The sequence below is a fragment of the Flagellimonas chongwuensis genome, from assembly GCF_013376415.1.
Taxonomy (GTDB): Bacteria; Bacteroidota; Bacteroidia; order Flavobacteriales; family Flavobacteriaceae; genus Flagellimonas; species Flagellimonas chongwuensis.
This window is the reverse complement of the sequence record NZ_WYET01000001.1, coordinates 861,751-877,316: the sequence shown is the minus strand read 5'-3', so window position 1 is coordinate 877,316 and position 15,566 is coordinate 861,751. Positions and strand designations below refer to the sequence as shown.

15 protein-coding genes are annotated in these 15,566 nt (G+C 42.0%); all 15 read left to right on the top strand.

All coding sequences use genetic code 11. The features are described 5' to 3' along the window. The first annotated feature begins 34 nt into the window (after positions 1-34). Positions 35-724 (top strand): glycosyltransferase family 2 protein, encoded by a 690-nt coding sequence (locus tag GUA46_RS03835; RefSeq protein ID WP_108245977.1) that lies wholly within the window; start codon positions 35-37, stop codon positions 722-724. Further along, positions 724-2,208, top strand: coding sequence for a cellulose synthase family protein (locus tag GUA46_RS03830; RefSeq protein ID WP_108245978.1), 1,485 nt, complete (start codon positions 724-726; stop codon positions 2,206-2,208). The genes GUA46_RS03835 and GUA46_RS03830 overlap by 1 nt, the downstream gene beginning before the upstream one ends. A 9-nt stretch (positions 2,209-2,217) precedes the next feature. Continuing rightward, positions 2,218-3,570, top strand: coding sequence for an MptA/MptB family glycosyltransferase (locus tag GUA46_RS03825; RefSeq protein ID WP_176619358.1), 1,353 nt, complete (start codon positions 2,218-2,220; stop codon positions 3,568-3,570). Between the two features lie 223 nt (positions 3,571-3,793). After that, positions 3,794-4,408, top strand: a complete 615-nt coding sequence (locus tag GUA46_RS03820) for a GNAT family N-acetyltransferase (RefSeq protein ID WP_108245980.1) — start codon at positions 3,794-3,796, stop codon at positions 4,406-4,408. Positions 4,409-4,482: 74 nt separating this feature from the next. Further along, on the top strand, positions 4,483-5,670 hold the full coding sequence (gene argG / locus GUA46_RS03815; RefSeq protein WP_176619357.1) for an argininosuccinate synthase: 1,188 nt from the start codon (positions 4,483-4,485) through the stop codon (positions 5,668-5,670). Beyond that, entirely contained in the window at positions 5,667-6,641 is a 975-nt protein-coding gene (gene argC, locus GUA46_RS03810) for an N-acetyl-gamma-glutamyl-phosphate reductase (RefSeq protein WP_176619356.1), read from the top strand. The genes argG and argC overlap by 4 nt, the downstream gene beginning before the upstream one ends. An 11-nt stretch (positions 6,642-6,652) precedes the next feature. After that, a complete protein-coding gene (gene proC / locus GUA46_RS03805; RefSeq protein ID WP_176619355.1) occupies positions 6,653-7,447 on the top strand; it encodes a pyrroline-5-carboxylate reductase in 795 nt (264 codons plus the stop codon). 100 nt (positions 7,448-7,547) lie between these two features. Further along, a complete protein-coding gene (locus tag GUA46_RS03800) occupies positions 7,548-8,693 on the top strand; it encodes an aspartate aminotransferase family protein (RefSeq protein WP_176619354.1) in 1,146 nt (381 codons plus the stop codon). Continuing rightward, complete coding sequence (locus tag GUA46_RS03795) at positions 8,693-9,631, top strand: Rossmann-fold NAD(P)-binding domain-containing protein (RefSeq protein ID WP_176619353.1); 939 nt, start codon at positions 8,693-8,695, stop codon at positions 9,629-9,631. The genes GUA46_RS03800 and GUA46_RS03795 overlap by 1 nt, the downstream gene beginning before the upstream one ends. Further along, the gene (locus GUA46_RS03790) at positions 9,628-10,374 is read left to right on the top strand and encodes an SDR family NAD(P)-dependent oxidoreductase (protein WP_176619352.1); all 747 of its coding nucleotides are present in this window, start codon (positions 9,628-9,630) and stop codon (positions 10,372-10,374) included. The genes GUA46_RS03795 and GUA46_RS03790 overlap by 4 nt, the downstream gene beginning before the upstream one ends. A gap of 1 nt (position 10,375) precedes the next feature. After that, positions 10,376-11,155 (top strand): acetylglutamate kinase, encoded by a 780-nt coding sequence (gene argB / locus GUA46_RS03785; protein ID WP_108245987.1) that lies wholly within the window; start codon positions 10,376-10,378, stop codon positions 11,153-11,155. Further along, positions 11,152-12,222, top strand: coding sequence for a M20 family metallo-hydrolase (locus GUA46_RS03780; RefSeq protein ID WP_176619351.1), 1,071 nt, complete (start codon positions 11,152-11,154; stop codon positions 12,220-12,222). Before argB ends, GUA46_RS03780 begins: the two co-directional genes overlap by 4 nt. Positions 12,223-12,291: 69 nt before the next feature. Then, positions 12,292-13,578, top strand: a complete 1,287-nt coding sequence (gene argH / locus GUA46_RS03775) for an argininosuccinate lyase (RefSeq protein ID WP_176619350.1) — start codon at positions 12,292-12,294, stop codon at positions 13,576-13,578. A 233-nt stretch (positions 13,579-13,811) separates the two neighbouring features. Next, positions 13,812-14,798 carry a DNA cytosine methyltransferase gene (locus GUA46_RS03770; RefSeq protein ID WP_176619349.1) on the top strand — a complete coding sequence of 329 codons (987 nt, stop codon included), beginning with the start codon at positions 13,812-13,814 and terminating at the stop codon, positions 14,796-14,798. After that, entirely contained in the window at positions 14,798-15,550 is a 753-nt protein-coding gene (locus tag GUA46_RS03765; protein ID WP_176619348.1) for a hypothetical protein, read from the top strand. The genes GUA46_RS03770 and GUA46_RS03765 overlap by 1 nt, the downstream gene beginning before the upstream one ends. Positions 15,551-15,566: the final 16 nt, after the last annotated feature.

Here is a 15,566-nt window from a genome sequence, read left to right as displayed (position 1 = left end):
TCCTGCAAACACTAACTAAATCGATTCCCGGCCAATGGCTGATATCAAAGTAATTATTCCCGCAATCAACGAAGGAGATTCCATTGGTTTGGTAGTTTCCGAAATCCCTGATCATGTATCAGAAATTGTAGTGGTTGACAACGGTTCCGAAGACGATACCGTAGCCAATGCAAAAAAAGCTGGCGCCACCGTAATCACAGAAAACCGCAAGGGCTATGGGTTTGCCTGCTTAAAGGGATTAAATTACCTATCCGAACGATCCAAAACACCCGACATCATCGTATTTATCGACGGAGATTATTCAGATTATCCAGAGGAATTGGATAAGATTGTTGCCCCTATTTTGGAAAATGACATCGATTTTGTGGTGGGAGCGCGAAAAAAATCACTTCGTGAACCGGGATCAATGACCCCACAACAGGTTTTTGGGAACCAATTGGCCACATTCTTAATGAGATTGTTTTTTAGGTCAAAATTTACGGATTTAGGACCTTTTAGGGCGATAAAATATGAAAAGCTCAAAGAATTAAAAATGCAGGACACTACGTACGGTTGGACAGTGGAAATGCAGTTAAAAATTTTAAGAAAAAAAATGTCATACATCGAAGTACCAGTGCGTTACAAACGAAGAATTGGTGTCTCAAAAGTTTCTGGTACGGTAAAAGGTACTATATTTGCTGGCATAAAAATATTGGGTTGGATCTTTAAATACAGTTTAAAATAATGGGACTCGCTATCGTTTACATCATCATTGCTATTTATAGTACCGCCTTAGTTTTAATATTCTTTTACAGCCTTGCTCAATTGAATCTTTTGATCAATTATCTAGGCTATAAAAAACGAAACGAGGAAGCCCCAAAATTCAACCTTCTCGATCCCAAGGAAATCCCATACGTTACCATTCAACTTCCCATCTATAACGAGGAATATGTAATGGAGCGTTTGCTGGACAACATTGCCAAAATAGAATATCCAAAAAGTAAATTGGAGATACAAGTATTGGACGATTCCACCGACGATTCTGTCATCGAAACGGCCCGTAGAGTTACTGAACTTCAAGAAACTGGATTGGATATTAAGCACATCCGAAGAGAAAACCGACAAGGTTTCAAGGCCGGTGCACTAAAAGAAGGATTGGAAATCGCCAAAGGTGACTTTATCGCTATTTTTGATGCTGACTTTTTGCCTGAAGCAGATTGGCTCAAGAAAACCGTTCCCTATTTTAAAGATCAAGAAATCGGTGTGGTACAGACCCGCTGGGGACACATCAACAGAGATTACTCTACCTTGACCCGTATCCAGGCCTTTGCCTTGGATGCACATTTCACCTTGGAACAAGTCGGAAGAAATTCCAAAGGACACTTCATCAACTTTAATGGTACAGCAGGTATCTGGAGAAAACAGTGTATCCTTGATGCTGGTAACTGGGAAGGCGACACCCTAACCGAAGATTTGGATTTAAGCTATCGCGCCCAATTAAAAAACTGGAAGTTCAAGTATTTGGAGGACGTGGAAACGCCAGCCGAGCTACCCGTAGTTATCAGCGCCGCACGTTCACAACAGTTCCGTTGGAACAAAGGCGGGGCCGAAAACTTCAGAAAAACCGTATTGAGCGTTATTACGGCCAAAAACATATCCTTTAAAACCAAATTCCACGGAGTAATGCACCTTTTGAACAGTTCCATGTTCCTTTGCGTGTTCATCGTGGCCTTGTTGAGCATTCCTATGCTCTATATTAAAAACACCTATGGTCATTTAGGGTGGGTGTTCGAGGTAACAAGCTTCTTTATTTTGAGTACCATTATCCTGTTCGTATGCTATTGGTTTACCTATAAGAGCATACAGGGCAGCAGCTTTGATAATTTTGTAGACTATATTAAACTGTTCTTTACCTTCTTTTCCGTTGCATTGGGCTTCTCATTGCACAATACCGTAGCTGTTTTGGAAGGACACTTGGGTAAACGAAGCGAGTTTGTACGTACACCAAAATTCAACATCAACAGTATAAAGGATACTTGGAAAGGCAATAAATATTTGACCAAAAAATTATCGCCCAATATGATCTTGGAGTTTGCCTTGATGATTTATTTCCTTTTTGGAATGTACAGTGCCATCCCATTGAACGACTATGGATTGTTTCCTTTCCACTTAATGTTGTTCCTAGGTTTTGGTTTTGTATTCTTTAATTCCTTAACTTCCAAGGCATAAAACACCACAATGCAATCTTATTGGCGACTGCATAGATACCCGATATTATTTGCGGTCGCTTGTATTTTATTCTACTGGAGCTTTGCTTACAATTTGGTCCGCACCGATTTTGTTAAGCTGTTCATGCTATTTGGTGCACTTTTTTACCTCACCTCCAAAATTATTCAGTTCGAAAAATGGAATTTCAAGTTCCTATTAGTGGCTGGAATAGTGTTCCGTTTGGTATTCCTGATGGCAGAACCCAATCTTTCGCAGGATTTCTATCGGTTTATTTGGGATGGCGAACTCATCAAAAACGGTATCAATCCCTATCTGTACACACCCGACCAAATCATGGAACAAGGAACTGTATCGTTCCCAAGCATGAACGAACTGTACGCGGGAATGACCGACCTTAATGCAAGACATTATAGCAACTATCCGCCCGTTAACCAAATACTTTTTGCCCTTGCCGTTTTCTTGGGAGGCGGAAGTGTCTTGGGCGCCACAATTGCCATGCGTCTAATCGTAGTCATTGCCGATTTTGGCGTGCTCTACTTTGGAAGAAAGCTGCTGCAAAACATGAACAAGGCCAACCATTTGGCATTTTGGTATTTTTTGAACCCATTGGTCATCATCGAAATCACGGGCAACCTTCATTTTGAAGGTGTCATGTTATTTTTCTTCGTGTGGGCCTTATATCTTATGGCCAAGAGCAAATGGTTATGGGCTACACCGGTTTATGCCCTATCCATAATGGTCAAACTAATGCCATTGATGTTCCTGCCACTTTTTATAAAATATCTCGGGTTTAAAAAAAGTGCCGTTTTTTACTCCCTCGTCCTACTGGCTTGTGCCGCTTTACTTCTTCCATTTTACTCTTCCGTTTTTATTGATAACTATACGGACACCGTCGGATTATGGTTTTCCAATTTCGAGTTCAATGCCAGCATCTACAACGTGGTAAAAAAGATTGCCGTAAACTATTTCGAAGCCAAACCTTGGGAATTGATTGACTCCTACGGTTCGTTAATTCAAAAAATTGTACTTGTCTTAATCCTATTGTTCGCTTTTATTCGCAAAAACAGGACTTTGGAAAGCCTTATTACCTCCATGGTATTTGCACTGGCCTGCTATTATTTTCTATCTACCACGGTTCATCCTTGGTACGTAGTCTTCTTGTTGGGCTTTGCCATCTTCACCGACTATCGGTTTCCCTTGGTCTGGTCCTGTGCTATCATTTTGAGTTATTATGCCTACACCAATCCAGACAATAAGGAGAGTTTATGGTTATTGGCGATTGAATATATTCTGGTCATCGGCTTTTTTATTTATGAAATGATAGGAAGCAGGCCGAAAAAGTTATATTTCTTCAAAAAGTAACCACAACTTCAGAACAATTCGAATTAATTTGTACTTTAGCCTTCATAATGAAAGGACACGAGTACATATTTTCTTCTTTGAGCATTGCTGCTCCCATCAGTCCATTTACCCCCCGTCGTCGTCGCCCGTAAGGGTGCATTATATCAATTGGAAATAGGTGAGTCCATTTCCGCAGAACGACCAAATCTATTTTTTTTTAATTTTTTCAGAATAATCGCTTGCAATGGAAATTATTGTTGCTAACGAATCTCATTTTAAATACGCACAGATCATAAGTGATACCATCACCGAATCGGCAAAAGTCCGCGGCACAGGTATCGCCAGACGCACACCAGAATATATTATAAAAAGGCTACAGAACGGCAATGCCATAATTGCCTTGGATGGCGATAAATTTGCCGGCTTCTGCTATATCGAAGTATGGGGCAACAAAGACTTTGTGGCCAACTCCGGTTTGATCGTACATCCCGATTACAGAAACCAAGGATTGGCCAAACAGATTAAAAAAGCTGTTTTTGACCTTTCTCGAAAAAAATTCCCCGAGGCCAAAATATTTGGCATTACCACTGGACTGGCCGTTATGAAAATGAACTACGAGCTGGGTTATAAACCTGTTACATTTTCCGAACTTACGGATGACCCCGAATTCTGGAAAGGCTGCCAGACCTGCAAAAACTTTGATATCCTAACACGTACGGAGAAAAAAATGTGCCTTTGCACGGGAATGTTGTACGATCCAGCATCAAAAAAGCAGGAAACCAAAAAATTGAACAACAAGGCATTTCAACGCCTTAAAAGCATAAAGGAACAACTGTTTCTAAAGAAGAAAGACAAATAAAATATTAATTCGAGCTCTAGTGCAAACAAATACATCTCCACTACGCTCGATGTTACAACATAAAGAATCAAGAAATGGAAAAATTAGTTTTAGCATATAGCGGCGGATTGGATACTTCATACTGTGCCAAATATCTATCTCAAGAAGAAGGATATGAGGTACATGCAGTAAGTGTGAACACAGGAGGTTTTAGCAAGGACGAAATAAAGGAAATCGAAGAAAAAGCCCTTGCTCTTGGTGCTTCCAGCTATACTTCCATAGATGCCGTAGCCACGTTTTATGAAAAAGTAGTAAAATTTTTGATCTTCGGAAATGTATTGCGGAACAACACCTATCCCCTTTCGGTGAGTGCGGAACGAATCGTACAAGCAATCGAGATCGTAAACCATGCCAAAAAAATTGGTGCAAAGCATATAGCGCATGGAAGCACCGGAGCGGGTAACGATCAGGTAAGATTTGATATGATCTTTCAAATATTGGCACCGGAGATTACCATAATCACCCCCATCAGGGACAAAAAATTGGCCCGGGAAGAGGAAATCAACTACCTACAACAAAACGGTATAGATTACTCTTGGGAAAAAGCCAAATATTCCGTTAACCGTGGTTTATGGGGAACATCCGTTGGAGGCGACGAAACGTTGACCTCTCACCTCTCATTGCCGGAAAGCGCCTATCCGAGCCAATTGGAAAAAGAACTATCAAAAGTTCTGAAGCTCACATTTAAAAAAGGGGAATTGGTCGCTCTGGACGGCGAACAGTACACCCCAGTGGCCAATATCGAGAAGTTGTCCGCCATTGCTTCAAAATATGCCATAGGCAGGGATATCCATGTAGGAGACACCATCATAGGTATTAAGGGAAGGGTTGGTTTTGAAGCTGCCGCCCCATTGATCATCATTAAGGCGCACCACCTGTTGGAAAAACATACCTTGAGCAAATGGCAGCAGTTCCAAAAGGAACAAATGGGCAATTTTTATGGTATGTTGTTGCATGAAGGTAACTATCTGGATGAAGTAATGCGAAACATCGAAGCCTTTTTGACAGATACCCAGAAGCATGTTTCCGGAGATGTGTTCATTACCCTACACCCCTACCGATTTGAGCTGAACGGGATCACTTCCGAACACGATTTGATGAATGCTTCCTTTGGAAGCTATGGCGAAATGAACAAAGGATGGACGGCCGATGATGCCAAGGGCTTTATCAAAATTTTGTCGAACTCAGGGAAAATAGCCAACCACGTAAACCAAGATTCATGATTAAAACAGGAATCATAGGAGGGTCGGGGTACACTGGCGGGGAATTGATCAGGATTCTGCTCAACCACCCTCAGGCCCAAATCGATTTTGTATATAGCACCACAAGAGCGGGAAAACCGATTAGCTCAGCACATCAAGATTTATTAGGACTTACCGATCTCCAATTTTCCGGTGAGATCAACCCAGAGGTCGACGTAGTTTTTCTATGCCTGGGCCATGGCAATTCAACTTCATTTTTGAAAGAGAACCATTTTTCGGCCTCAACAAAGGTCATTGACCTCAGCAATGATTTTAGACTGCAAGCAGATTCGGTTTTTAATGGGCAACGTTTTATTTACGGGCTTCCAGAACTAAACAGATCTTCCATTCAATCAGCGGAGGCCATTGCTAACCCTGGTTGTTTTGCGACAGCCATCCAATTGGGGCTTTTGCCTCTGGCTAAAGCAGGTTTACTTGGGGAAGATGTACATATCAACGCCGTCACCGGCAGTACCGGAGCGGGCGTAGGATTATCGGAAACATCCCATTTTAGCTGGAGGAACAATAATGTTTCTTGGTACAAACCTTTTACCCATCAGCATTTGGGAGAAATTGGAGAAAGTTTGAACTCTTTCGGAAATTCCGTGGGCAAATTGATGTTTTTACCGAATCGCGGCAACTTCAGCCGTGGAATTTTGGCCACGGCGTACACCAAATACAACGGCAATTTAGAGGATGCGAAGAAGCTGTACAACGATTTTTACAAAGACGCTGCATTCACCCACATGTCGGATAAAGAACTGCATCTAAAACAAGTAGTGAACACCAACCAGTGCCACATCCATTTGCACAAGCACGATGATATTCTTTTGGTTACATCGGTCATTGATAATTTATTGAAAGGTGCATCCGGACAAGCTGTACAGAATATGAATTTAATGTTCGGTTTCCCTGAAACCGAAGGTCTGTTGTTGAAGGCAGGCGTCTTTTAAAATAAACCATCATGAAAATAGCCATTATAGGAGCAGGAAACTTGGGCTTGGCCATTGCAAAGGGCATTTTGCACAGCAACGGGGCCACTACCATGTACCTCACTAAACGAAACACCAGATCTATTCAGGAGTTTGAAAAATATGGAATAGTTACCGTGACGTCGGACAATAAGGAAGCGGTAAGGAATTCGGATATTTTGATTTTTGCGGTGCAGCCAGGTCATTTTGACAAAATATTGAACGAAACCAAAGACCTACTTACCGAAAAACATGTGATCATCAGTACCATCACAGGTTTTAAAATCCCTAGGATTGAAGAAATCATCGGGTCGGATAAATTTATCATCCGAAGTATGCCCAACACTGCAATTTCCGTTGGCAAATCCATGACCTGTATTTGCAGCAACGAATTGGGCAAAAAACGAATCGATTTGGCCAAGGCCATTTTCAACCGAATGGGACATACCATGGAAATCCCAGAGGACCAAATGCAGGCGGCCACCGTAATCTGCGCGAGCGGAATCGCATTTTGGATGCGTTTGATACGTGCTACCACACAAGGAGCCATTCAATTGGGGTTTGATGCCAAGGAGGCACAAGAACTTGCTATGCATACCTGTAACGGAGCCGCAAGCCTATTGATAGAATCGGGCAGTCACCCAGAAGAAGAAATTGATCGCGTGACCACCCCAAAAGGATGCACCATTGAAGGTTTGAACGAAATGGAACATCAAGGATTGAGCTCATCATTGATCAGGGGAATTGTATCCTCGTTCGAAAAAATCAGTCAAATCAGAAAAGGATAAAGATATCAGGTCGAGCTGTCACATCGAGCGGAGTCGAGATGCGAGACCTAAAAAAGTAAGTTTACCTCTCGACTACGCTCGAGATGACAAATAAGAAATTATGAAACTATTTGATGTATACCCATTATATGATGTCACTCCAGTAAAGGCCAAGGGCATTGAGGTTTGGGACGACAAAGGGGAAAAATATTTGGATTTTTATGGTGGTCATGCCGTAATCTCCATTGGCCATACACATCCGCACTACGTAAAACGAATCAAGGAACAATTGGACCAAATGGCCTTCTACAGCAATTCGGTACAAAACCCATTGCAGGAAGCATTGGCACAAAAGCTAGGTGATTTGTCTGGTTGTGAAAACTATGACCTTTTTATGTGTAATTCGGGCGCCGAAGCCAACGAAAACGCACTAAAGATGGCCTCGTTCCACACAGGAAAATCAAAAGTAATCGCCTTTACCAATAGTTTTCATGGAAGAACTTCTGCTGCTGTTGCCGCCACGGACAACCCGAGCATCAATGCGCCCATTAACAGGCAACAAGAGGTCACTTTCTTGGCATTGAACGATTTTAATGCCTTTGAAAAAGCCATTGAAACTGGCACCTATTGCGCCGTTATTTTAGAGGCAATTCAAGGTGTTGGTGGATTGGACGAGCCTACCACAGAGTTCTTTCAGTTTATAGCCAAAAAATGTAACAAGCACAATGTTGTCCTAATTGCGGACGAAGTACAGTCAGGATACGGACGTAGTGGTAAGTTCTTTGCATTTCAGCACCATTTGGACACTGAGCGGAGTCGAAGTGTACAACCCGACATCATATCCATTGCCAAAGGCATGGGGAACGGTTTTCCCGTAGGCGGTATTTTGATACATGAAAAATTTAAGCCATCATATGGTCTTTTGGGAACCACTTTTGGTGGTAACCATTTGGCGTGCGCAGCCAGTTTGGCGGTATTGGAAGTTTTGGAAGATGAGCATTTAATCGAGAACGCCTCAACACTTGGTTCGTATTTTAAGGAAAAAGCAGCCGAAATACCCAAAATTAAAAAAGTAAAGGGCCGAGGATTGATGATAGGCTTGGAATTTGATTTTGAAGTGGCCGAGCTCCGTAAAAAAATGATCATGGAGCAGCACATATTCACCGGAAGTGCCAAAAACAAAAAATTGTTGCGATTTTTACCAGCACTGAACATCACTAAAAACGACATTGACCTATTTTTTGAAGCGCTGAAAAAAGCATTATAATGAAGCATTATTTATCCGTAAACGATATAGAATCCCTACCCGATTGGGTAGATGAAGCAATAACCCTAAAAAAAGACCCATATCGGTTTGAAGATTTGGGCAAACGTAAAACCATATGTCTGTTGTTTTTCAACAATAGCCTTAGGACCCGTTTAAGCACGCAAAAGGCGGCCATGCACCTTGGTATGGAAGTAATGATCATGAATTTCGGCAACGAAGGCTGGGCGCTGGAATATGGTGATGGCACTGTAATGGACCAAGGCACTTCGGAACATATCAAAGAGGCCGCACAAGTGGTTTCCCAATATTCCGACATTGTAGCCATTCGCGCTTTTGCAGGTTTGGTGGACAAAGAAAAAGACGAAGCCGAGGAGGTAATCAATGGATTTGCCAAATATGCCACAATTCCAGTGGTGAACATGGAAAGTTCCGTAGGGCATCCGCTTCAGGCTTTGGCCGATGCCATTACTTTGAAGGAGAATGAAGTAAAAAAGAGACCGAAAGTAGTTTTGTCCTGGGCACCCCACCCCAAAGCATTGCCACATGCGGTGGCCAATTCCTTTATTCAGATGATGAAACTGCAGGATGCCGATTTTGTCATCACTCATCCCGAAGGATATGAACTTAATCCAGAACTGACTCAAGGTTGCACAATTGAATACGATCAGGACAAGGCACTGGAAGATGCGGATTTTGTATACGTGAAAAACTGGAGCAGCTATTCCGATTACGGAAAAGTATTGAACAAGGATAAAAGCTGGACCATTACCAAAGAAAAATTGGGACATGCCAAGTTTATGCACTGCCTTCCCGTTCGAAGAAACATGATTGTGGAGGACTCCGTTTTGGACGGAGAACAATCATTGGTGGTGGAACAGGCCAACAACAGGATTTATTCCGCACAGATTGTATTGAAAAAAATATTGGAGGAAAAATGAAACTCAAGGACAAGGTCTGCATAGTTACAGGCGCAACCAGTGGAATAGGAAAAGCCATTGCCGAATCCTTTTCTTCTGAAGGGGCCAAGCTAGTACTTTCTGGTCGCAACCAAGAAAGTGGCAAAGCATTGGAAAACGGCCTTAACAATGTGCTTTTTGTTCCAGGTGATGTTACCGACCCATCCTACAACAAAAAATTGGTGCAAACCGCTATGGAAACCCATGGCAAGCTGGACATCCTATCATTGAATGCGGGCATTCTTGGATTGGGAAATGTCCAAGAGCTGTCCATTGATTCGTGGCGGCACACCATCGATACGAATTTGAGTTCCATCTTTTACCTTTGTAAATACGCACTTCCACAGTTGCAAAAACAACCGCAAGGCAATATTTTAATCAATGCATCAATTGCAGCCTTCAAGAGTTTCCCGAACCATCCCGCTTATTGTGCTTCCAAAGCTGCATCCGTAGCCCTGATGAAGCAAATGGCAGTTGATTATGCGCCAAAAGTCAGAGTGAATGCCATTTGTCCAGGCCCTGTGGACACCCCTTTGTTGTGGGAATCCGCCCAAGCTTTTGAGAATCCAGATACTGCTGTCGAAAATGCGAAAAGGACTACATTGTTAAAAAGGTTGGGGACGCCCAAGGATATTGCTAAACTTGTACTTTTCTTGGTTTCCGAGGATAGTTCTTGGATTACAGGAACCACAGTGACCATAGATGGAGGAATTATAAATACATAAAATGAAACAGAAATTATCCGTAGTAAAAATTGGTGGCAATCTTATTGAAGATGCTGCAGGATGCAAAAAGGTATTGGACCTGTTCTCCAAAATGGACGGCAACAAAATTTTGGTCCATGGCGGAGGCAAAAAAGCTACCGAATTGGCCAATCAGATGGGGGTGGAATCCAAAATGGTCAACGGCAGACGCATTACCAATGCTGAAACCCTCGATATTGCCCTAATGGTCTACGGAGGATTGTACAGTAAAAAAATAGTGGCCAAATTGCAATCGTTGGGTACCGATGCCATTGGAATGAGCGGTGCCGACGCCAATGCGATACGTGCCCATAAAAGACCCAAGAAAAATGTAGATTTCGGTTTTGTGGGCGATGTGGACACCGTGAACACCTACGGAATCTTTAAATTGTTGCAGGCAGGTTTCACACCCATATTTTGTGCCTTGACCCACGATGGTAACGGACAAATGTTGAACACCAATGCCGATACCATTGCCGCGGAAATCGCCATCGCCATGTCCGACCAATTTGAGACTACCCTTTATTATTGCTTCGAGAAAAAAGGGGTGCTTCAAGATATCGAGGACGAAAACTCAGTCATAAAGCACATCGATTCAAAAGGGTACGACGAGTTATTGGCATACGGCATCATTGCTGATGGTATGTTGCCCAAAATGCACAATTGTTTTTACGCATTACGGAACAACGTTTCCAAAGTATGTGTTGGAAACACGAACATGCTCGAAGCCAACAATTCTGAATATACGACATTGACTTTATGAACATAACCCAAAACATATTAACGGAAAAAGCCATTGAACTTCTTAAAACACTCATTCGCACCCAATCTTTTTCCGGGGAAGAAGACAAAACAGGGGATGCGATAGAGGCATTTTTGAGAAGCTTTGGTATCGAGACCAAGAGACAGCACAACAATATTTATGCTTTCAACAAATATTTTGATGAGAGCAAACCGACCCTGTTGCTCAACTCCCATCACGATACCGTAAAACCGAACAGCGCCTATACCAAAGACCCATTTGATGCCCATATCGAAGACGGCAAACTTTACGGTCTTGGCAGTAATGATGCAGGCGGATGTCTGGTGTCGCTATTGGCCACCTTTGTTCATTTTTATGAAAAAGAAGGGCTAAGTCACAATATTATTATGGCTGCCACTGGTGAAGAGGAGGACGCGGGAGAGAAAAGCATTAGGGCCCTGCTTCCAATTTTACCACAAATTGATGTGGCCATTGTAGGCGAACCCACATTGATGGACCTGGCGATTGCAGAAAAGGGATTGGTGGTTTTTGATGCGGTTGTCTCTGGCACACCATCGCACGCGGCACACCCGAATGATGACAACTGCATCTACAATGCTATTGAAACATTACAATGGTTCAAGGATTACTCGTTTGATAAAGTATCCGATGCCTTGGGCGAAGTAAAATTGACCGTTACCCAAATAAATGCAGGTAAACAGCACAATGTAGTTCCTGCACAAGTTGATTTAGTTGTGGATGTAAGGGTAAACGATTGCTACTCCAACCAAGAGATTTCGGACATCCTTCAAAAAGAAGCCCCATGCAAAATGACACCCCGTTCCCTGCGGCTAAACTCATCCTGCATTGATCCCGATCATGCATTGGTAAAAAGTGGATTGGCACTGGGCAGAAAAACCTATGGTTCGCCCACCTTATCCGATCAGGCTGCTTTGACCTGTCAATCCGTAAAATTGGGGCCAGGTGACAGTACAAGATCACACTCCGCCAACGAATTTATTTTCGTGAGGGAAATTGAGGAGGGCATAGATATTTACATCAAAACCCTAACGGGATTTTTACAATAAACAATGACCAATCAGCAATTTACATTCATCTATCGTTTATTGCTCATTGACAACTGATAATTGAATAGTATGAAACTCTGGGATAAAGGATTCAGTACCGATAAAAAGATAGACCATTTTACCGTGGGCAACGACCGCGAACTGGATTTGGTCTTAGCCAAATATGATGTAATCGCCTCCAAGGCACATGCCAAAATGTTGGGTAAAGTTGGACTGTTATCCGAGGATGAGGCCAAAGAACTAGTAAAAGCTTTGGATGAAATTGCCAAGGACATCGAAAAAGGAAAGTTTGCCATAGAAGACGATTTTGAGGACATGCACTCCAAAATCGAATTTATGCTGACGGAAAAATTGGGCGATACCGGTAAAAAAATCCATTCGGCACGTTCACGGAACGACCAAGTCTTGGTGGCTATGCAATTGTTCCTCAGAGATGAATTGACGGAAATCAAAGATCAAGTAAAGGAACTCTTCGATTTGCTGATGAAATTGGCGGACAAACATAAAAATGTATTGCTTCCTGGCTATACCCACCTTCAAATTGCCATGCCATCCTCCTTTGGACTTTGGTTTTCTGCCTATGCCGAAAGTTTGATAGACGACCTATACTTTGTACAGGCCGCCTATAAAGCTGCCGACCAGAATCCTTTGGGAAGTGCCGCAGGCTATGGAAGCTCCTTCCCTATCGATAGAAGTTTCACCACTGCCGAAATGGAATTTTCTACATTGAAATACAATGTAGTGGCCGCCCAAATGGGTCGTGGCAAAGTGGAAAAAGCAACGGCCTTCGGAATTTCCAGCGTTGCCGCTACCCTATCCAAAATGGCGATGGACATTTGCCTGTACATGAGCCAGAACTTCAATTTTATCTCGTTCCCTAACGAGCTGACCACTGGAAGCAGCATTATGCCGCACAAGAAGAATCCGGATGTGTTTGAGCTCATTAGGGCAAAATGTAATAAGATTCAAGCGGTACCCAACCAATTGATTATGATCATGAATAATTTACCCAGTGGTTATCACAGGGATCTCCAATTGGTGAAAGAAGTAATTGTTCCTGCTTTGCAGGACATGCATGCCTGTTTGGAAATGATGACGTTCAGTTTAAAGGAAATCAAAGTGAACAAGGCCATTTTGGAAGACCCCAAATACGATTACCTCTTTAGTGTGGACACTTTAAACGAGCTTGTAAAAAGTGGCATGCCGTTCCGTGATGCCTACAAAACCATGGGCAAAGCGATCGAAAATGGCAACTTTAAGCCCAAACGGGATATAGAACATACCCACGAAGGCAGCTTGGGCAATCTGTGCTTGAAACAGATAAAAGAAAAAATGGAGAAATCCTTAGATTCCTAAAGATACCACTACTTATCAAGTGTTGATTTCTGGTTTATCAATCCTAATGGGGGCATTGATGAATTGTAGCTAGAATTTGAACCCGAAAAATACTAACTTCACTTATCGTACGCTAAAAACCATTGAAACGATATTTAGCTAACCGTTGGGATAATTAAAAACGACAGTAACCATGTTAACAAAAAGTAGCAGACAGACTTTTAAGTTGCCACAAACGAAAGTAAATTTGACTTATGTATGAAAGTAGAGAACAAATACGATTTATTGACCTTTTCTGCGGAATCGGTGGTTTCAGAATAGCTTTTGAAGAAGCTTGCGAAGAGCAGGAAATTAACGCAGAATGTGTCTTTTCTTCAGACATTGATAAGTTTGCTCAGGACAGTTATGAAGCTAATTTTGGTGAACGACCACATGGCGACATTACTCAAGTTGACGAAAAAGAAATTCCTGACCATGATATTCTTTTTGCAGGTTTTCCTTGCCAACCATTCAGCATTATAGGTCAGATGAAAGGGTTAAACGACACTCGGGGAACTCTGTTCTTTGACATTGCCCGAATAATTAAGGAAAAAGAGCCAAAAGCATTTATCCTTGAAAACGTTAAACAACTTGTCGGGCATGATAAAGGGAATACGCTCAAAGTAATTTTAAAATCCCTAAAAGACCTCGGTTATCATGTTCAATACAGCGTATTAAACGCTCTTGATTACGGGCTTCCTCAAAAGAGAGAAAGAATTGTAATTGTCGGACACAAACAACCGATAATGTTCACATATCCAGACCCAATCAAACCCTTTAAGCCACTAACTGAAATCTTAGAAAAGAAAGTTGACAAAAAGCATTTCGCTTCGGACTACATAAAGAACAAAAGAAAAGAAAGCCATAAATCTTCATTCTATCCTTCGATTTGGCACGAGAACAAGTCAGGTAATATTTCGTCATATCCATTTTCCTGTGCGTTAAGAGCAGGTGCCTCATACAACTACCTTTTGGTTAATGGAGAAAGACGTTTAACACCCCGAGAAATGCTAAGACTTCAAGGTTTTCCTGATTGGTTTAAAATTGTGGTCAGCGATGGACAAGCTAAAAGACAAGCAGGAAATGCAGTACCAGTCAACATGATAAAAGCTGTTGTTCAGAAGCTTCTACCCTATGTCGCAACTTCATTAGACCAAGCGGCAGTTTTAAGAGAATACGATTTAAAATATAATCCGAATTAATGAGTAAAAAATCACCAAAACTTCGGACCGTTAATAAATCTCTGCCACCTTATCCTCTTAATGAATTTGGTTCGGAGTTTCCGTACATACTTGGACGAGAAATTGTTTATCTGCTTGCCTCTAAAGGTAAAGGAGTTCTTGAAGGTTCAGAATGGGAAGAAATATTCGCGCATTGCATTGGCGCAGATTGGAAACCTTCAAACGTTGGACTTGATGATGTGGTTTTAGGCAACACGGCTTGGGGTGCTAAGACAGTAAAATCGGGAGTAAAAGACTTCAGAAACCTGAATAAGGTACGACTTATTTCAGGTCGGAATTCGATAGTCTACTCTTATGGTGGTACAATCGACACCTCTGCTGACCCAGATGAAGTTGGCGAACAAGTTCTTGAAATTTGGAACGAAAGAGTTTCTTCAATTCGCGAAAAGTTTAAACACTTAAGAACCGTGGTTCTCGTAAAGTCAAATGATTTAACTCAGGTCGCCGTTTTCGAATATGACACCGTTCGATACGACCCAGAACTATTTGAATTCTCTTGGAATAAGAACGGAAACCTCGAAGGCTTCCACAAAGGAACGGATAACAAAAGATTCGTTTGGCAACCTCACGGTTCGCAATTCACAATTATCGAAGAAGTGCCGACAAGCAGTTTAATTTTAAAACTGAAGCCCCCGAAAGCTTTGAATAAGGACAAAATACTTGAAGCAATCGGATTTGATAAAACATGGGTTACTGTGGAAAAAAGAAAATAAAAATTGCCCCAAACAA